We start from the raw sequence: 16,823 nt of genomic DNA on the forward strand, positions 1-16,823 counted from the left end.
CAGCCGACAGACCGACCGGGAACACCTTCGGGCGAGGCATCGAGCACCCATCCTCTCAGCAGCAGAACTGAGCTGCCGAGCACCGATACACCGCATAGCACCCGATTTAGCGGCGACACGCTACTAGGACAATGTCCGATGAACGCCAGCGCGGGAAACGTCGTGGTCGGCAGCATCGGAATCCTCATCCCGCGAGTTCGGCGGTCACGATGGAGGACAGGGGCATGCGGCAGGTACCGGACCGGAACGGGGGTATCACCGACCCGGCCATGGCGGCACTGATCGGGTCGCTGTCCCGGCTCGAACCGACTGCTCCCACGTGGTGCGCGGGATGGAGCGCCCACAGCATCGCCGCGCACATCACCGGCGCGGCGCAGGAACGAGCCGACCTGATCGAGGAGCACCTGGCCGGCCTGCCGGGCCGTGCCACCCGCTCCTGGGAGGAACGCGAGGCGCCGCTCAGGGAGCTCGACGGTCAGGTGCTGCGCGATCGACTGCTGATCGAGGCGACGCGGTTCGAGAGGAACGTGGCCGCGATGGATCCCGAGGACGCGCTCGAGTACACCGGCTGGACCATGACGGCAGGCCGCATGCGGGCTCACAGCCACAGCGAAGCGGCCCTGCACCGCTGGGACCTCGTCGGCGACGACGCCCTCAGCCGCATGTTCATGAGCGAGCCCCGCCTCACCGATCACGCGTTGGCCGCCTTCGCCGCCATCCCCGCGCTGAACGAGGCGCAGCGCTGGAGCACGGCGGCGTTCTCCGTCGGTTCCTTCCGACTGCGCAGCGCGGGTCTCGACGACGTCCTGATCCGGCGTGGATCGGCTCCCCTGCTGGTTCCGCAGGCGACGGCCGCTCCGGCCGATCCCGTCGTCGAGCTCGACGTCGCCGACCGGCTCCTGGTCCTCTGGGGGCGCGTGCCGCCGGAGCTGAGGCCTGCCGGGGGACCCGTCGACGTGGATCAGCTGGTGGAGCACCTGCTGCCGTGACCAGCCTCGATCAGCCGTCTCAAGCGATGGTGGCGAGCGCGGTGGCGCCGAGGGCGCCGAGCAGGACGACCTTCACGATCTCCAGCGCGATGTAGACCAGGTGGTGGCGGGAGCGGGGCGCCTCCACGTCGGCGTCGCTGCCGGCGAGCACGCGGTCCGACCGACGGTTCAGCGCCGGGCGCACCAGCCCGAGCTGCACCCCCAGCACCACGGCCACGGCCACGGCCATCCCGATCAGCACGGGCGTACGCGGACCGACGGCGAGCGCGATGGCGACCACGACGAGCAGGGCGACCTCGACCCGGTTGAGCGCGGCGAACACGACCCGTCCGATGCCCAGCCCCAGGCGCAGCGTGACGCCGGGGGCGCGGAACTTGAGCGGCGCCTCGAGGAACGAGATGGCCAGCACCATGCCGAGCCAGGTGAAGACCGCAGCGGGCAGCACGATCACAGTGTGGCGTCCGGGTCCCGGATCAGCTCGGCCAGCCGGGCGGGCGCGTCGAGCGGCACGAACGTCTTGGCCCCCTCGATCCACACCAACCGCGCGCCGGGAATGTCCGTCGCGAGTCGTTCGGGGTGGCTGGCGGCGAAGAACGGGTCGTCCCGGCCCCAGGCCAGCAGCGTCGGGCGGTCGAACCCGCGCAGTACCGCGATCGCGCGCATGGTGTCGCGGGCGGTGATGCGGCGCAGCACCTTGCCGACGTCGTGCCGCACGCCGGGGTCCCGGCGCGCAGGCCCCACCCAGCCGTCGACGAGGGCGGGCGGGATCGGGGTGGCCGCCAGGAGCCCGAACACCCACCTGCTCACGGGCAGTGCCATGGCCCGCGCCGCCAGCCACATGCCCCCGGGGATGCGCGGGAGCAGCTGCAGCGGGCGGAACGCGGGCGGGAGGAAGTTCTCGTAGGCATCGCAGTTGGTGAGCGCGAGCCGGGCGAGGCGCTCGGGGTGGTCGGCGGCGACGAGCTGGCAGATCGCCCCGCCGGTGTCGTTGCCGACGAGGGTGACGTCGGCCAGGTCGAGCGCGTCCATGAAGTCGGCGATGAGGCGGGCGACCCCGGCGGGCGACAGGTCGGCGTCGGGGTGCATCGCCTCGGGATGCGAGCCCAGCGGCAGGTCGGGGACCACGACCCGGAAGTCCTCGGCCAGCAGCGGCACCACCCGCTCCCACAGCGAGCCGTTCACGAGCAGCCCGTGCACGAGGAGGACGACGGGGCCCGAGCCGCTGTCGCCGTAGTGGATCGTGCCCTGGGGCAGCTGCACCTGCGGCATGGCGGGCTCCATTCACATACAACCTGTATCTGAGTCTCGACGTTAACATGCAGCCGGTATGTCAACAAGGGACGAGCGTGCCGACGAGACGCGGCGCGAGCTGCTGCGCGTGGCCCGCGAGCTGTTCGCCGACCGCGGATACGCGGCCGTGGGCACCGAGGAGATCGTGGCGCGCGCCGGGCTCACCCGCGGCGCGCTCTACCACCACTTCCAGGGCAAACGCGACCTGTTCCGGGCCGTGCACGAGCAGCTGGAGGAGGAGCTCGTCGCCGAGATCGCCTCCGGGCTCGCCGGCGTCGCGGACCCCGAGGTGCTGCTCGACGCCGGTGTGCGCGCGTTCCTCGACTCGTGCACCGACCCGAGACTGGCCCGGGTCACGCTCGTCGACGCGCCCACCGTGCTGGGCTGGTCGCAGTGGCGCGAGATCGACGAGCGCCACGGGCTCGGGTTGGTGACCGCAGCGTTGAGCGGCGCCATGGACGCGGGCGTGATCGCCCGCCAGGACGTGCGGCCGCTGGCGCACCTCGTCATCGGGGCGCTCGGCGAGGCCGCGCTGCTGATCGCCAACGCCGAGGACCCCGCCGCCATGCGTCGCCAGGTGGAGCCCGCCGTGCTCGCGCTCGTCGGCGGGTTGCGCGTCCACCCGCCGGACCGATGAGCTTCCGGTAGCGCGTCGGTCTACCCACCGACAGCACCCGATGCGAAGGGACACCACGATGGCGAAGGTCATCTCCACCCAGTTCACCACGGCCGACGGCGTCGCCGAGATCGACCCGGACTGGCACTTCCCGTACTTCGACGAGAACATGGGCCGCGCCGTCACCGAGGACTACGCGACCTCCGACGTGCTGCTCATCGGCCGCGAGACCTACGACAGCTTCGCGGGGGCGTGGCCCGGCCGCGAGGAGGCGGGCGAGGAGGACGCACCCCTCGCCAAGCAGCTCGGCGACATGCGCAAGGTCGTCGTCTCGCGCCAGCCGCTCGAGTTCTCGTGGCGCAACTCCGAGCTGATCGCGGGCGACCTCGTCGAATCCGTCGCCGCGCTCAAGGCCGAGGCGGGCATCAAGGGCATCCTCGTCCCCGGCTCGATCTCCGTCGTGCAGCAGCTGCTCGCCGCGGGACTCGTCGACGAGCTCCGCCTGCTCGTGCACCCGGTGGCGGCGCGCAAGGGCCGCAGGCTGTTCGACGACGGCGACACGCCCTACCACATGGCGGTGACGGCGACGGAGACCTTCCCGACCGGCGTGATCCGGGTGATCTACGCGCCGACCGAGGCCCCGGGGAAGGTCGGCTACGACGAGGTCAAGGGCAACGTCTGATCCGCCATCGGAGACGCCGTTCGGGATAGTCTCCGTCCATGGCGACGGAAGCCCACATTCCGCGCGAGCGGCTCCGTCGCATCGAGGCGGTCACGGACACCGCGCTCGGGCAGCTCGGCGTCGACGAGATGCTCGTCGAGCTGCTCGACCGGGTGCGTGACCTCCTGCGGGTCGACACCGCCGCCGTCCTCCTGCTCGACGAGTCCGAGCAGTACCTCGTGGCGACGGCGGCCCGCGGCATCGAGGAGGAGGTGCGCCAGGGCGTCCGGATCCCGCTCGGCAAGGGGTTCGCCGGCCGGATCGCCGCGGACAAGGAGCCGGTGATCATCGAGAAGGTCGACCACTCGAACGTCCTCAACCCCATCCTGCGGGAGAAGGGGATCCACTCCCTCCTCGGCGTCCCGCTGCTGTCGGGCGGTGAGGTGATCGGCGTCCTGCACGTCGGGAGCCTGTCGTCCCGCCGGTTCACGCGGGAGGACGCGGTGCTCCTCCAGCTCGCGGGCGACCGCGTGGCCCTCGCCATCCAGTCAGGGCAGATCCAGGTGTCGCGGGCGGCCGCAGCCACGCTGCAGCGCAGCCTCCTGCCCGCGAAGCTCCCGGTCGTTCCGGGCCTTGAGTTCGCCACGCGGTACGCGCCCGGCGGCGGCGGGGAGGTGGGGGGCGACTGGTACGACGTCTTCGACGTGCCGTCCGGGTACGTCTACGTCGTCGTCGGCGACGTGGCGGGTCGCGGCCTGGCGGCGGCCGCCGCCATGGGCCGGATCCGCACGGCGCTGCGTGCGTACGCGCTGCAGACCAAGGACCCGGCCGACCTGCTCACCCACCTCGACGAACACGTGCGGCACTTCGAGAGGGGGGTGATGGCCACCGCCCTGTGCGCGGTCATGCCCCCGTCCCACGACCACCTGCTCGCGTCGTGCGCCGGTCATCCGCCGCCCATCTCGGTCTCACCGGACGGTGCCGCGGAGGTGGTGGACCTGCCACCCGACCTGCCGCTCGGCGTCGACCCCACGCGCAGGCGGCGCACCACGCAGATCCCACTGGCGCCCGCACACGGCCTCTTCCTCTACACCGACGGCCTCGTCGAACGGCGAGGTCTCTCCCCGGACGTCGGGATAGAACGGGTGTGCATGGCGCTCTGCCCGGGTCCGGCGGACGCGGTCTGCGGGAAGGTGATGTTCGAGCTGCTCGGCAGCGACCAGGCCGACGACGACGTCGCCGTCCTCATGCTGTCGCGGTTGCCGGCGGATCCGCTGATCGGATGAGCGGCGCCGTGACCGTTGACGAGCTGGTCGTCGAGTTCGCCCTGGTCCGCCTCGACCACCCCGGCCTCGACCTCGAGGAGATCGCCGCGATGGTCGTCCGCCGGTTCGGCCCCGAGCAGGCCCTCGAGTTCGCGTCGCGGAACCTCGCCGCCCGGGACGAGCTGCGGGGTGGCGCGTTCGAGACGGCCGTCGAGTACGTGCTGCGGACCGTGCTGACGCTCCGCGACGACCCGGGCGATTTGTGACTGTTGAAATGCTTTGCGTAGCGGTGCCGGTAGCGGTGCCGGCGGCGTGCTCCCACAAAGCGGCTCCGCCGCTCATCCGCCGCAGCGCCGATCAGTAGGCCCGGCCGATCAGCACGGTGTGCGCGGCGGGCAGGCCGCTGATCAGGCAGGTGGGCGCGGGCGGCGCGGCGTCGACGATGCAGCGGATCGTGGCGCCGGTGCGCTCGCCGAGCTGCCGCTCCGACTCCTCCGTGCCCGACCAGGCGGCGAGGAAGAGCCCTCCGTCGCCGACGCGCCGCGCGAACTCGTCGAGGTCGGTGACGGGGTGGGTGTGCTGCTCGCGGAACGTCCGGGACTGCGCGAGCAGCGCGTCCTGGACCTCCTCGAGCAGATGGGTGGCGGCGCGCGCGGCGCCGTCCAGTGGCACCGTGCTCTTGCTGCGGTCGTCCCGGCGCACCAGGGTGGCCTCGCCCGTGGCCAGCTCGCGCGCGCCGAGCTCGATCCGGACGGGCACGCCCTTCAGCTCCCAGTCCACGGAGCGGCGCCCGAAGGAGGTGTGGGTGCGGGCGTCGACGTGCGCGCGGACGCCCGCACCCCGCAGCTCGGCCTCGACACGCCGGGCCGCCCCGGCGCTGTCGCCGTCCAGCTGCACGACCACCACCTGGTGCGGTGCGATCGCCGGGGGCAGGCACAACCCGTGGTCGTCGCCGTGGACCATGATCGTTCCGCCGATCATCCTGGTGGACGTGCCCCACGAGGTGGTGGCGGCGTGGCGGCGCTCGCCGCCTGCGTCCAGGTACCGGATGTCGAAGGCACGCGCGAAGTTGTGGCCCAGGTTGTGGCTGGTGCCCATCTGCAGCGCCTTGCCGTCGCGCATCAGCGCTTCGCACGTGAAGGTGTGGTCGGCGCCCGCGAAGCGCTCGCCCGGCGACTTCTCGCCCACCACGACGGAGATGGCGAGGGTCTCCTCCATGAACCGCCGGTAGACCTCCAGCATGCGGTGGGTCTCCTCGACCGCGTCCTCGTAGGTGGAGTGGGCGGTGTGCCCCTCCTGCCAGAGGAACTCGGTGGTGCGCAGGAACACCCGCGGCCGCATCTCCCAGCGGACCACGCTGTTCCACAGATTGATCATCAGCGGCAGGTCCCGGTGGGACTGCACCCACTTGGCGAAGTAGTGGTTGATGACGGTCTCGGAGGTGGGGCGCACCACCAGCGGTTCGGCGAGCTCCTCCCCGCCGCCGTGGGTGACCACGGCGAGCTCCGGGGAGAAGCCCTCGACGTGCTGCTTCTCCTTCTCCAGGAAGCTCATGGGGATGAACATCGGGAACGCGGCGTTCTGGGCACCGGTCGCCTTGATCCGCCGGTCCATGTCGGCCTGCATGAGCTCCCAGATGGCGTAGCCCCACGGTCGGATGACCATGGTCCCGCGCGCCGGACCGTTGTCGGCCAGTTCGGCGCGCGCAACGACGTCCTGGTACCAGGCGGGGAAGTTCTCCGCCTGCGGGGTGAGTACGGCCTTTGCCACGATCGGACCGTAGCTCCGGCGGCAACCGCTTATCGCTAGCTCGGCACGGCGAAGATGTGGGTCATCGCGGACTCGTGGTTCTTTTGCGGGGCCGGGCAGCCGTTGGGGCCGGTCGTGTCGCAGAGCCCGCTCGCCGGGCCGCCGATGGTGCCGGGGTTGCCCGCCAGGTGGGTCGTGGTCACCTTGGCCTGGAAGTCGGTGCAGCCGGGCTTCAGCGGGACGATGGTGTAGAGCGGGACCGCGACGTGGTTGATGCCCCTTTGCAGGGTGCGTTCGATCTGGGCGACCGGAGCGGAGGCGCAGTTCGCGCCGCCCGAGGTCGTCACGGTCAGCGCGAAGCGGACCCGCTCCGTGCACTCGTTGCCGCAGCGGTGGAACTCGACGTCCGCGATGACGGCCAACTGCTTCGGGCCCGCCGGGAGCTTGCCGCTGAGGACGGGGGTCGCGACCGAGGTCGTCACGGGCGGGGTGCCCTCTTTCAGGGATCGCTGGAGCGCCACGCCGTTCACGTCGCCCACGACGTCCTCGGAGGCGAACCTCACCTCGCTCCTCACGGTCTCCCGCGAGACGTTCGGCGATGTCGAGGCCGTGCGCAGGTACTGGGTGCACGTGAGCGTCCCGGACCTCCGCGCCGTCACCAGGAAGCGCGTGACAACCGTGATCTTGCGCAGCGGGGAGGTGCTGCCCGGGAACACGTTCTCGCCCATGACGACGCTCGCCGTGCTGGCCCCCGAGCATCGGACCTCGTTGTCGATGAGGTTGACGTCGGCGGCGTCCGAGGCGTCGATCGTGGAGTAGACGTAGGCGGTCTTGCCCTCCTGGAGCTCGGTGCTGATCGTCCCGATCGGGACGACCTTCTGCATCGGTTTCTCGCCCTTCGTCGTGTCCGGCGCCTTCGGGACATCGGTGATGACGGTCGGGCCGAACGACGCGGACTTGGCGGGGGCGGCCTGGGCCTCGAACGCGGTGCCCCCGGCCACGACCGTGACCGCCGCGAGCACGGCGGCACATCGATGCATGAACCTCACGGGCAAGTACTTCACGGGTCCCCCACGTCTGCTGTACTCGATCGAGCCGGGTGCGTCGATCAGGACGGCGCGCAGGATCTAATGATCAACGCGGCAGCGCGTCCACCCGTGGACGGATCCGGGGCGTCCTACCGGGGGCGGACGACCGGGACGGTTCCGGTGCGAAATGATGCGCTCATGACGTCCGCCCAGGGCTGGGTCCGTTGGCGTGACCTGCTCGTCGTTGCGGGCGGATGCGCGCTCGACCTGGTCGGGTTCTCCAAGGTCCTCTCCGGCCCCGGGGAGTTCCCCGCCTGGGTCGCCGGGTACGCGGTGGCCGGTTTCGCCGCGTTGTTCTGGCGCCGCCGGGCACCGCTCGTGGTGTTCGCCGTGCTGTGGGTGCACGCCGTGATCGCGGCGGTCGCGATCCCCTCGTACGGCCCGGTGGTCGGGCTGGTGATCGCCCTGTTCACCGTGGCGAACCAGGCGTCGCGCGCGACCGGGGTCTGGGCGCTGGCCATCAGCCTCGTGCCGACGGTGATCCTGGCCGCGGGCGAGGTGGCCGGGGCGCCGCCGGAGCTGGTGTTCTCCGTGCTGGCCGCGTCGTTGACGCTGCTGTCGCTGGTGAACGCCGGCGCGTGGAGCCTCGGTCGCTGGGCCCGGGCCCACCACGAACAGCTCGACCTCCTCGAGCAGCAGCGGCTCCGCGCGGCGCAGGAGGCCCTCACGGCCGAGCGCACCCGGATCGCCCGTGACCTGCACGACATCGTCTCCCACTCGGTCGGCGTGATGACCCTGCAGGCAGCGGGTGCTCGCCGCGTGCTCGCCGCGGGCAAGCAGGACCGTGCCGCGCAGGCCCTCGCCGACATCGAGGGCGCCGGCACCCAGGCCCTGGTCGAGCTGCGCCGGATGCTCGGGGTCCTGCGCGTCGACGGGCAGCAGGCGGACGACGCCGAGACGCAGCCCCGGGACGGGCTGGACGAGCTCGACGCCCTCGTCCAGCGCGTGCTCGCCGCCGGGGTGCCGGTCCGCGTCGTCCGGCACGGCCTGCCGCGGGCGCTCGACCTGGGCGCGGACCTGTCCGCGTACCGCACCGTGCAGGAAGCCCTCACCAACGTCGTGAAGCACGCCGGCACGGGTGTGCCCACGGTCATCGAGCTGCGGTGGGCCGACGACGAGCTGCAGCTCTCGATCACGAACGACGCCCCGTCACGACCGCTGGAGATCCGCCCGCACGCATCCGGCTACGGACTGATGGGCCTCAACGAGCGCGTGGCGGCCGTCGGCGGCCGCTTCACCGCGGGCCCGCTGCCCGACGGCGGGTTCCGCGTCGCCGTCACGCTGCCGGTCGGTGCCCCGGTGGCCGCATGATCCGGGTGATCGTCGCGGACGACCAGCCGCTCGTGCGCAGCGGGCTGGCGATGCTGCTCGACGCCGAGCCGGACGTCGAGATCGTCGGAGAGGCCGGCGACGGCGGCGAGGCCGTCGAGCAGGCCCGGCTCCTGCAGCCCGACGTCGTGATCATGGACGTCCGGATGCCGGTGATGGACGGGGTCGAGGCCACCCGGCGCATCACGGCGGACACCTTCGCGGGCGACGCCGACCGGCCGGTGAAGGTCCTGATCCTCACCACCTACCACGTCGACCGCACCGTGCACGAGGCGCTGCGCGCCGGGGCGTCCGGGTTCCTGCTCAAGGACTCGGCGCCCGCCGACCTCCTCGCCGCCACCCGCGCCGTCGCCGCGGGCGATGCCTGGCTCCAACCGGCCGTCGCCCGTGACCTGCTCGCCGAGTTCGCCGCGCGGCCCGAGCAGCGCTCGGCGGCGTCGGAGCTGCCGGCCCGGCTCACCCCGCGCGAGACGGAGGTGCTCGTCCACATCGCACGCGGCCTGACCAACCCCGAGATCGCGGAGCACCTCCACGTCAGCGAGGTGACGGTGAAGACCCACGTCGGGCGGATCTTCATGAAGCTGGACCTGCGCGACCGCGTGCACGCGGTCATCACGGCCTACGAGAGCGGCCTCGTCACTCCGCGCAGGCCCGGGTGTACCAGCACGTACCCACCGGGTCGCTCGGATCCGTGTCGGCTGCCGACACCGCCGTGACCGGACGCGGCTGCGCCGCATCGGCGAGGTGCGCCGAACCGACGACGGCAGCCACGCTCCCGACGAGCAGGGCCACCCCGACGATCGCCCTGCGTGTGCGGCTCCGCACGATGTGGTTCATGACATCCCCCCACCGGAGTAGGCCGGAGCCTGCCTCCGACCGCGCGTGACCCTACTGCAATGCTGAACCGGTCGTGGCAACGTTCCACCCCCGGTTGCCGCACGCCCCATAGGCCGATCGCCACAGGACCGCCGCATGACATCAGCGCCGACGCACGAGGACGCCTTCGTCGTCACCGGTGTCTCGAAGATCTTCGTCGGCAGGACCCCGGTGCAGGCGCTGGCCGAGATCACGCTGAGCCTGACCACGGGGTCGTTCACCTGCATCGTCGGCCCGTCCGGGTGCGGGAAGTCGACGCTCCTGCGCATCCTCGGAGAGCTCGAGACCCCGACCGTCGGCGAGGTGCGCAACCACCTCCCGGAGGGGCGGGTGCCGCGCTCCGCGTTCGTCTTCCAGGAGCACGGGGTGTTCCCGTGGTTCACGGTCCTGCAGAACGTCGCGTTCGGCGAGCAGATGGCGTCGGTCGGGAGGCGGGAGCGCGAGGAGCATGCCCGCCGCTGGATCGCCGAGGTCGGCCTCACGGGCTTCGAGGACGCCTACCCCCACCAGCTGTCGGGCGGCATGCGACAGCGCATCGCGATCGCGCGGGCCTTCTCGACGGGGTCGCCGTCGCTGCTGATGGACGAGCCGCTCGGCGCCCTCGACGCGCAGACCCGCACCCTCATGCAGGAGCAGCTCGTCGGGCTGTGGGAGGCCGAGCGCAAGACCGTGGTGCTGGTGACCCACTCGATCGAGGAGGCGCTGCTGCTCGGGGACCGGGTCGTCGTCATGTCGGCCCGTCCGGGCCGGATCAAGGACGTCCTGGAGGTCCCGTTCGGGAGGCCGCGCAGCATCGAGGTCGAGTCCGCGCCGGAGTTCGCGCGGATGCGGCAGGAGATCTGGGAGTCGCTGCGCGACGAGGTGCAGGCCTCGTTGAGGTTGTCATGACACCGGCGCTGGACGAGGCGGTCGACCGGGAGTACCGGCGGCACCGGTGGCTGCAGCTGCGCGACCTGGGACTGGCGGTCCTCACGCCCGCGGTGCTGCTGGTGGCGTGGGAGGTCGCGGCGCTGACCGGGGCGCTCGACCGCAGGCTGTTCACCCCGCCGTCGCGCATCCTCGCCCGCGGGTGGGAGATGGTGGTCGGCGGCGAGCTGTGGATCCACGTCGGCGCCACGGCGGCGCGGCTCGTCGTGGGGCTCCTGCTGGGAGCGGTCGCCGGGATCCTCGTCGGGTTGCTGATGGGCGTGTGGCGCCCGGTCCGCGCGGCGCTCGGCCCGACGTTCACGGCGCTGTACGCGCTGCCGAAGATCGCGATCCTCCCGCTGCTGTTGCTGATCTTCGGGCTCACCGAGACCCCGAAGGTGCTGTCCGTGGCGATCTCGGTCTTCTTCGTCGTCCAGATCAACACCCTCGCCGGCATCGTGCAGATCGACGCCCGGATCCTCGAGGCCGCCCGCGCCTACCGGGCGTCCGGCTGGCGGCTCTTCCGGTACGTGCTCCTGCCGGGGGCGACGCCGTCGATCCTGACCGGCCTGCGGGTCTCGGCCGGGATGGCCGTGATCGTCGTGACGGCCGTGGAGTTCGTCGCGTCGAACAACGGTCTCGGCTACCTCATCTGGAACTCGTGGCAGCTGTTCCAGCCGCAGACGATGTTCGTCGGGCTCATCACCGTGTCGGTCATCGGCGCCCTGGTCACCGGGCTCGTCATCGCGTGCGAGCGGGTGCTGCTCCCGTGGCGGCACGCGGGCGGTCCACGCAGGAAGGGGAGGAACACATGAGGAGACGGGCAGTTCTGGCGGTGGCGCTGGTGCTCGGCATGGCCCTGGCGGGGTGCGGCGGCGGCTCGACCGGTACCGACAACGGCGCCGGGGACACCACGGTCGACGTCGGCGTGGTGCAGCTGCCGATCTTCGCGCCGCTCTACGTCGCGGACGCGAAGGGCTACTTCCGCGACGCGGGCCTCACCGTCAACATCCAGAACGTCAAGTCGGGGCAGGACGCGATCCCCCTCGCCGCCAGCGGCAAGCTGGACGCCGTCCTCGCCGGGTTCTCCGCCGGCATGTTCAGCGCCATCCAGTCCGGTCTCGACGTCCGGGTCGTGGGCTCGATGGGGGTGGCCGACGCCGACACCGAGAACCCGGCCTCCGCGCTGATCGTGGCCAAGCCGCTCGTCGACGACGGGACGATCCGCTCGGTCGCCGACCTGAAGGGGCACAAGATCGGCGCCCTGGGCGGGGCGGGTGCGACGAGCGCCTTCTACGTCGGCATGGCGCTGGAGGAGGCCGGCCTCACGATCAAGGACGTGCAGTTCGTGCAGCTCAACAGCCCGGACATCCCGACCGGCCTGAAGACCGGCGGCATCGACGCCGCGTTCGTCTCGGCCCCGTTCTGGAGCCAGGCGGTGGCCGACGGCATCGCGACGAAGATCTGGACCACCCCGGAAGGCACGTCCGGCACGGGCATCCTGTACGGCGGCGAGTTCGCGAAGACGCCGGTCGCCCAGAAGTTCTTCGACGCGCTGGCCCGCGGCGCCCGCGACCTGCAGGGCGACGCCCGCTACTCCGACGAGAACCTGAAGATCATCGGGGACGCGACCGGCCAGACGCCCGAGCAGGTCAAGTCGGTGCCGCTCTACGCGTGGCTGCCGAACCTGGCGCCGCTGCCCGACCAGCTCGCGGCGATGGAACGGATGTGGATGCAGGTGGGGGCGCTCGAGTACGACACCCCGATCCCGCAGCAGCAGTACGTCGACACGACCTTCGCCGATCACGTCGCGCGCTGATCAGAGCAGGTCGCGCAGCACGGCGAGCCCGTCGTGCACCTCGGTGAACGAGGTGGACAGCGGCGCGGGCCCGATCCGGATGGCGTCGGGCTCGCGGTAGTCGGGGAGCACACCGCGGGCCCAGAGCCGGTCGACGACGTCGCGGAACCCGGGCCGGCGGATCGTGACGTGCCCACCGCGCCGCCGCGGGTCGCGGGGCGAGATCACCTGGACGCCGCGCGGGGTGAGCCACTCGTCGACCAGTTCCAGCGCGAACCCGGTGAGGGCCGCCGATTTGGCGCGGACCGCCGCGATCCCGGCTGCCTCCAGCAGGTCGAGGGAGGCGAGCAGCGGGACGGCGGCGAGGATCGGTGGGGTGCCGGAGACGAGGTGCCGGATCCCGGCGGCGGGGACGTAGCCCGGGCCCATGGTGAACGGGTCGAGCCTGCCCATCCACCCCTGGATCGGCTGGTGCAGCCGCTCGTGCAGGTCCCGCCGGAGGTAGCCGAACGCGGGGGAACCGGGCCCGCCGTTCAGGAACTTGTAGGTGCAGCCCACGGCGAGGTCGACGCCCCAGGCGTCCAGCGCCAGCTCGACGGCCCCGACGGAGTGGCACAGGTCGAGCAGGACGTAGGCGCCCGCGTCGTGGGCGGCAGCGGTGATCGCGGGAGCGTCGGCGATCCACCCGGAGCGGTAGGCGATGTGCGACAGCAGCACCAGTGCCGTGTCCGGGCCGGCGGCCGCGGCGACCTGGTCGGGGGTGACGCCCTCGGCGATGTCCGCCCGCAGCCAGCGCACGCTCCCGCCGCGTTCGGCGGCGATGCCCTCGACGACGTAGCGGTCGGTGGGGAAGTCGTCCTCGAACGCGACGATGACCCGCCGGGCCGGGTCGGCGGCCGCGGCGGCGTCGACGGCGGCTCGGGCGAGCTTGTAGAGCAGCACCGTGGTGGAGTCGGCGAGCACGGTCTGGTCGGGTGCAGCGCCGAGCGCGAGGCCGCCGATGCGGTCCCCGACCCGCTGCGGCCAGTCCATCCACGGGCCGTCCGGCCCGTCCTCGGTCCAGCCGCGGATCAGGCGTTGCCCCCACGCGTGGTGCACGAACTCGCCCAGCCGGTTCGCGGCGTCGGCCACCGGGCGGCCGAGCGAGTTGCCGTCGAGGTAGGCGACGACGCCGGGCGCGGGCAGGAAGCGGGCGCGCAGCGGGGCGAGCGGGTCGGCGGCGTCGAGCTCGGCGGCCCGTTCGGCCGTGGTCCGGGTCGTGGTCACGCCTGGATCTCCGTCCGGACGGCGAACAGCTCGGGAAAGAAGGTGAGCTCCAGCGCGGCGCGCAGGAACGCGACCCCGCTGGAACCGCCGGTGCCGCGCACCGTGCCGATCGTGCGCTCCACGGTCTTGAGGTGGCGGAACCGCCACAGCTGGAAGTTCTCCTCCAGGTCGACCAGCTCCTCGCACGCCTCGTAGGCCTCCCAGAACTCCCGGGAGTGCTCGTAGATGCGGCGGAACACCGGCACCAGCTCGGGGGTGAACGCGTAGGGCTGCGTCACGTCGCGGTGCAGCAGCTGCTCGGGGATGTCGTGCCCGTGCCGGTGCAGGTGGTGCAGGAACTCGTCGTAGACGGTGGGCTCGCCCAGCAACGACTCCAGCAGCTCGCGCGCCGAGCGGTCGTGCTCGAACAACTTGATCATCGCCGGGTTCTTGTTGCCGAGGACGAACTCCACGGCCCGGTACTGGTAGGACTGGAACCCCGACGACGTGCCGAGGAAGCGGCGGAACTCGGCGTACTCCGACGGCGTCAGCGTGGCCAGCACGTCCCACTGCTCGGTCAGCTGGCGCTGGATGTGCTTGACCCGCGCCAGGCCCTTGAGCGCGGGCCGCAGCTCGTCGGCCCGCAGCCGGTCGCGCACCGCCCGCAGCTCGTGCAGCACCAGCTTGAGCCACAGCTCGGAGGTCTGGTGCTGCACGATGAACAGCAGCTCGTCGTGGTGCACCGGCCTGCTCACCGGGTGCTGTGCCGACAGCAGCTCGTCCAGGTGCAGGTAGGCCCCGTAGGAGAGGTTCACCTTCTCGCCGGTGCCGCCGAACTCCCGGACCACCCCTTCCTCGAGTGGCCGCAGGTTCCCACCGTTCGCCGTCACCCCATCACGGTTCCAGAATCAGCGGTCCGGTGCGAGGAGGAGCTCGTCGGGATAGCACCACGCCCAGTCCTCATCCGGTTCGAAGGACTGGACGAGCGGGTGCGACGTGGCGTGCCAGTGCCCGCTCGCGTGGCGTCCGGGGGAGTTGTCGCAGCACCCGATGTGGCCGCAGCGCAGGCACTTGCGGAGGTGGACCCATGTGCCGCCGTCGCGCAGGCAGTCCTCGCAGCCCAGGTCGGTGCTCGCGGGCACATCGGGGGAGACCTGGTCGAGGTGCGTGCAGGTCGCCTCCGTGGCCCGCCCGTCCGCGTCGCCGACCACGGCGAACGCACCGGCACGGGCGGGTGCGGCGATCGGGCGGATCAGGACGACGGCCACCAGTGCGCCGAGCGCGACGATCCCGATCCCCACGAGGAACACGACCGACAGCGCCTGGGTGAAGGACGCCGTGTACGCGGGCTCGAGTGCGGCCGCGGCCCGGCCGAGCGAACGAGCCGCGCCGTCGGTGTCACCCGACGCCGCCAGGTCCGCCGCCGCGGTGGCCTGCGAACCGGGCACTCCACCTGCCGCGAGCCGATCGCCCGTCCCGGCGGCGAGCCGGGCCTCGAACACGGCCCCGAGCCCGGCGATCCCGGCCGCGATTCCGAGCTGACGGGCCGTGTTGTTGATGCCGGACGCCATCCCGCTGTGCGCGGCGTCCACCGTGCTGAGCGCCGCGACCGTCATCGTCGGGTTGACCACCCCGGCGCCGATGCCGAAGATCAGCAGCGCCGGGAGCAGCCGCAGCCCACCGGACCCGGGGCCCAGATCGAGCATGAGCGCGAGGGCCACCCCGCACAGCGCGAGCCCGCCGACCAGGGAGATCCGCACCCCGAGCCGCGCCACCACCCGGGCCGCCAGCAACGACACCACCAGCGACGCCACCGCGAACGGCGCGACCTCCAGGCCCGCGAGCGTGGGGCTCGACCCGTGGACGCGCAGCAGGAACAGCGTGAGGTACACCAGCGGGGCGAACCCGGCGGCGGCGAACACGACGGCCACGAGCGTGGCGCCGAGGAACGTGGGGTTGCGCATCAGGGCCGGCGCGATCAGCGGCGCCGTGCTGCGGTACTCGACCAGCACGAACAGGCCGAGCAGCACCAGCGCCCCGCCCGCCATGCCGAGCGTGACCGGGGAGAGCCAGCCGACCGCGTTCCCCCGCTGGATCAACACGATCAGCAGGACCATCGCGCCGGTGAGCAGCCCGGCGCCCGCCCAGTCCAGCCTCGTCGAGGAGCCGTCCCGGCTCTCCCGCAGGTGCCGGATCCCCACCGCGGCGGTCGGGACCACCAGGACCACGGCCAGCGCGAACTGGGCGCGCCACCCGACGGTCTGCACGAGGACCCCGCCCACCAGCGGGCCCAGCGCGATCGCGCCGGACACGCTGGCACCCCAGACCCCGATCGCGCGGGCCCGCGCCGGCCCGTCGAACTCCGCAGCGATCAGCGCGAGCCCGGACGGGAAGAGCGCCGCCGCCCCCGCACCCTGGACCAGCCGCCCGACGATCAGCATCCCCGCATCCGGCGCCAGCGTGCAGACCAGCGACCCGGCGCCGAACCCTGCGAGTCCGAGCAGGAACAGCAGGCGCCGCCCGTAGCGGTCGCCCAGCGCCCCACCGACCAGCAGCAACGACGCCAGGACCAGCGCGTACGCCGACAGCACCCACTGCTGCGCGGCGAACCCGGCCGACAGGTCGGCCGCGATCGCGGGCAGTGCCACGTTCGGCGCGGTCACGTTGAACAGCAGCAGCGCCGACGCCAGGCACACCACGGCCAACGTCCAGCGCCGGCACCGCCGGGCGCCCTCGGCGGTCTCGCCCGCCGGCCGCGGTGCAGCCGGCACGTCCGGGTGGGCCGGGCACGCGCCGAACCCCGCCGCCGGGATCAGCCGCGCCACACCGTGCCGCCGTGCCTCGAGGTCCCCCGTCACCTGGCCTGACGCAGCCATAGCGCCTCGCCCCCTCCCGTGCCCAGCCGCGAATTACACTCTTACCGAGCTTCGGGGACAACAGTTCGAACCCATCCGCACGCTCGACATCGACGTGACAGCTCGCCGGGAAAGATCGAAAAGCGGTGGTGTCGA

General features: G+C 72.2%; 17 protein-coding genes. 10 read left to right on the forward strand and 7 right to left on the reverse strand.

Annotated features, from left to right (window positions below):
• The first annotated feature begins 224 nt into the window (after nucleotides 1-224).
• A complete protein-coding gene (locus ABEA81_RS27370; RefSeq protein ID WP_345608554.1) occupies nucleotides 225-989 on the forward strand; it encodes a maleylpyruvate isomerase N-terminal domain-containing protein in 765 nt (254 codons plus the stop codon).
• Between the two features lie 19 nt (nucleotides 990-1,008).
• Here ABEA81_RS27370 and ABEA81_RS27375 read toward each other — a convergent pair whose 3' ends face one another.
• Entirely contained in the window at nucleotides 1,009-1,401 is a 393-nt protein-coding gene (locus ABEA81_RS27375; RefSeq protein ID WP_345608840.1) for a hypothetical protein, read from the reverse strand.
• Between the two features lie 35 nt (nucleotides 1,402-1,436).
• Nucleotides 1,437-2,258, reverse strand: coding sequence for an alpha/beta fold hydrolase (locus ABEA81_RS27380; protein WP_345608556.1), 822 nt, complete (start codon nucleotides 2,256-2,258; stop codon nucleotides 1,437-1,439).
• Nucleotides 2,259-2,316: 58 nt separating this feature from the next.
• Between ABEA81_RS27380 and ABEA81_RS27385 the strand changes: the two genes are divergently transcribed.
• The 4 genes from ABEA81_RS27385 to ABEA81_RS27400 are packed head-to-tail and all read left to right on the forward strand — an operon-like array spanning nucleotide 2,317 to nucleotide 5,087.
• Nucleotides 2,317-2,916, forward strand: a complete 600-nt coding sequence (locus ABEA81_RS27385; RefSeq protein ID WP_345608558.1) for a TetR/AcrR family transcriptional regulator — start codon at nucleotides 2,317-2,319, stop codon at nucleotides 2,914-2,916.
• Between the two features lie 58 nt (nucleotides 2,917-2,974).
• Nucleotides 2,975-3,577 carry a dihydrofolate reductase family protein gene (locus ABEA81_RS27390; RefSeq protein WP_345608560.1) on the forward strand — a complete coding sequence of 201 codons (603 nt, stop codon included), beginning with the start codon at nucleotides 2,975-2,977 and terminating at the stop codon, nucleotides 3,575-3,577.
• Between the two features lie 38 nt (nucleotides 3,578-3,615).
• Nucleotides 3,616-4,842: a PP2C family protein-serine/threonine phosphatase gene (locus ABEA81_RS27395; protein ID WP_345608562.1), complete on the forward strand. Its 1,227-nt coding sequence runs from the start codon at nucleotides 3,616-3,618 to the stop codon at nucleotides 4,840-4,842.
• Between the two features lie 8 nt (nucleotides 4,843-4,850).
• On the forward strand, nucleotides 4,851-5,087 hold the full coding sequence (locus ABEA81_RS27400; protein WP_345608564.1) for a hypothetical protein: 237 nt from the start codon (nucleotides 4,851-4,853) through the stop codon (nucleotides 5,085-5,087).
• 91 nt (nucleotides 5,088-5,178) lie between these two features.
• On the opposite strand, the gene proS is transcribed toward ABEA81_RS27400, so the two are convergent.
• Entirely contained in the window at nucleotides 5,179-6,591 is a 1,413-nt protein-coding gene (gene proS, locus ABEA81_RS27405) for a proline--tRNA ligase (protein WP_345608566.1), read from the reverse strand.
• 35 nt (nucleotides 6,592-6,626) lie between these two features.
• Entirely contained in the window at nucleotides 6,627-7,610 is a 984-nt protein-coding gene (locus ABEA81_RS27410) for a hypothetical protein (protein WP_345608568.1), read from the reverse strand.
• 186 nt (nucleotides 7,611-7,796) lie between these two features.
• Between ABEA81_RS27410 and ABEA81_RS27415 the strand changes: the two genes are divergently transcribed.
• From ABEA81_RS27415 to ABEA81_RS27435, 5 genes are all read left to right on the forward strand, one after another.
• Nucleotides 7,797-8,969, forward strand: a complete 1,173-nt coding sequence (locus ABEA81_RS27415) for a sensor histidine kinase (protein WP_345608570.1) — start codon at nucleotides 7,797-7,799, stop codon at nucleotides 8,967-8,969.
• On the forward strand, nucleotides 8,966-9,703 hold the full coding sequence (locus ABEA81_RS27420) for a response regulator transcription factor (protein ID WP_345608572.1): 738 nt from the start codon (nucleotides 8,966-8,968) through the stop codon (nucleotides 9,701-9,703). Before ABEA81_RS27415 ends, ABEA81_RS27420 begins: the two co-directional genes overlap by 4 nt.
• A 256-nt stretch (nucleotides 9,704-9,959) precedes the next feature.
• Complete coding sequence (locus ABEA81_RS27425) at nucleotides 9,960-10,751, forward strand: ABC transporter ATP-binding protein (protein ID WP_345608574.1); 792 nt, start codon at nucleotides 9,960-9,962, stop codon at nucleotides 10,749-10,751.
• Nucleotides 10,748-11,584 (forward strand): ABC transporter permease, encoded by an 837-nt coding sequence (locus ABEA81_RS27430; RefSeq protein WP_345608576.1) that lies wholly within the window; start codon nucleotides 10,748-10,750, stop codon nucleotides 11,582-11,584. The genes ABEA81_RS27425 and ABEA81_RS27430 overlap by 4 nt, the downstream gene beginning before the upstream one ends.
• On the forward strand, nucleotides 11,581-12,588 hold the full coding sequence (locus ABEA81_RS27435; protein WP_345608578.1) for an ABC transporter substrate-binding protein: 1,008 nt from the start codon (nucleotides 11,581-11,583) through the stop codon (nucleotides 12,586-12,588). The genes ABEA81_RS27430 and ABEA81_RS27435 overlap by 4 nt, the downstream gene beginning before the upstream one ends.
• Here the strand turns inward: ABEA81_RS27435 and ABEA81_RS27440 are convergent, their stop codons facing one another.
• The 3 genes from ABEA81_RS27440 to ABEA81_RS27450 are packed head-to-tail and all read right to left on the reverse strand — an operon-like array spanning nucleotide 12,589 to nucleotide 16,688.
• Nucleotides 12,589-13,833, reverse strand: a complete 1,245-nt coding sequence (locus tag ABEA81_RS27440; RefSeq protein ID WP_345608580.1) for a kynureninase — start codon at nucleotides 13,831-13,833, stop codon at nucleotides 12,589-12,591.
• Nucleotides 13,830-14,702 (reverse strand): tryptophan 2,3-dioxygenase, encoded by an 873-nt coding sequence (locus tag ABEA81_RS27445; protein ID WP_345608582.1) that lies wholly within the window; start codon nucleotides 14,700-14,702, stop codon nucleotides 13,830-13,832. The genes ABEA81_RS27440 and ABEA81_RS27445 overlap by 4 nt, the downstream gene beginning before the upstream one ends.
• A gap of 18 nt (nucleotides 14,703-14,720) precedes the next feature.
• Entirely contained in the window at nucleotides 14,721-16,688 is a 1,968-nt protein-coding gene (locus tag ABEA81_RS27450) for an MFS transporter (protein ID WP_345608585.1), read from the reverse strand.
• Nucleotides 16,689-16,823 lie beyond the last annotated feature (135 nt).

Source organism: Pseudonocardia adelaidensis (assembly GCF_039543345.1).
GTDB classification, from domain to species: domain Bacteria; phylum Actinomycetota; class Actinomycetes; order Mycobacteriales; family Pseudonocardiaceae; genus Pseudonocardia; species Pseudonocardia adelaidensis.

Coding starts and splice junctions, on each gene's coding strand:
- ABEA81_RS27415 (WP_345608570.1), top strand. CDS start 7,797: ATGACGTCCGCCCAGGGCTGGGTCCGTTGGCGTGACCTGCTCGTCGTT.
- ABEA81_RS27430 (WP_345608576.1), top strand. CDS start 10,748: ATGACACCGGCGCTGGACGAGGCGGTCGACCGGGAGTACCGGCGGCAC.
- ABEA81_RS27390 (WP_345608560.1), top strand. CDS start 2,975: ATGGCGAAGGTCATCTCCACCCAGTTCACCACGGCCGACGGCGTCGCC.
- ABEA81_RS27435 (WP_345608578.1), top strand. CDS start 11,581: ATGAGGAGACGGGCAGTTCTGGCGGTGGCGCTGGTGCTCGGCATGGCC.
- ABEA81_RS27420 (WP_345608572.1), top strand. CDS start 8,966: ATGATCCGGGTGATCGTCGCGGACGACCAGCCGCTCGTGCGCAGCGGG.
- ABEA81_RS27395 (WP_345608562.1), top strand. CDS start 3,616: ATGGCGACGGAAGCCCACATTCCGCGCGAGCGGCTCCGTCGCATCGAG.
- ABEA81_RS27380 (WP_345608556.1), bottom strand. CDS start 2,258: ATGCCGCAGGTGCAGCTGCCCCAGGGCACGATCCACTACGGCGACAGC.
- ABEA81_RS27425 (WP_345608574.1), top strand. CDS start 9,960: ATGACATCAGCGCCGACGCACGAGGACGCCTTCGTCGTCACCGGTGTC.
- ABEA81_RS27385 (WP_345608558.1), top strand. CDS start 2,317: ATGTCAACAAGGGACGAGCGTGCCGACGAGACGCGGCGCGAGCTGCTG.
- ABEA81_RS27450 (WP_345608585.1), bottom strand. CDS start 16,688: ATGGCTGCGTCAGGCCAGGTGACGGGGGACCTCGAGGCACGGCGGCAC.
- ABEA81_RS27410 (WP_345608568.1), bottom strand. CDS start 7,610: ATGCATCGATGTGCCGCCGTGCTCGCGGCGGTCACGGTCGTGGCCGGG.
- ABEA81_RS27370 (WP_345608554.1), top strand. CDS start 225: ATGCGGCAGGTACCGGACCGGAACGGGGGTATCACCGACCCGGCCATG.
- ABEA81_RS27375 (WP_345608840.1), bottom strand. CDS start 1,401: ATGGTGCTGGCCATCTCGTTCCTCGAGGCGCCGCTCAAGTTCCGCGCC.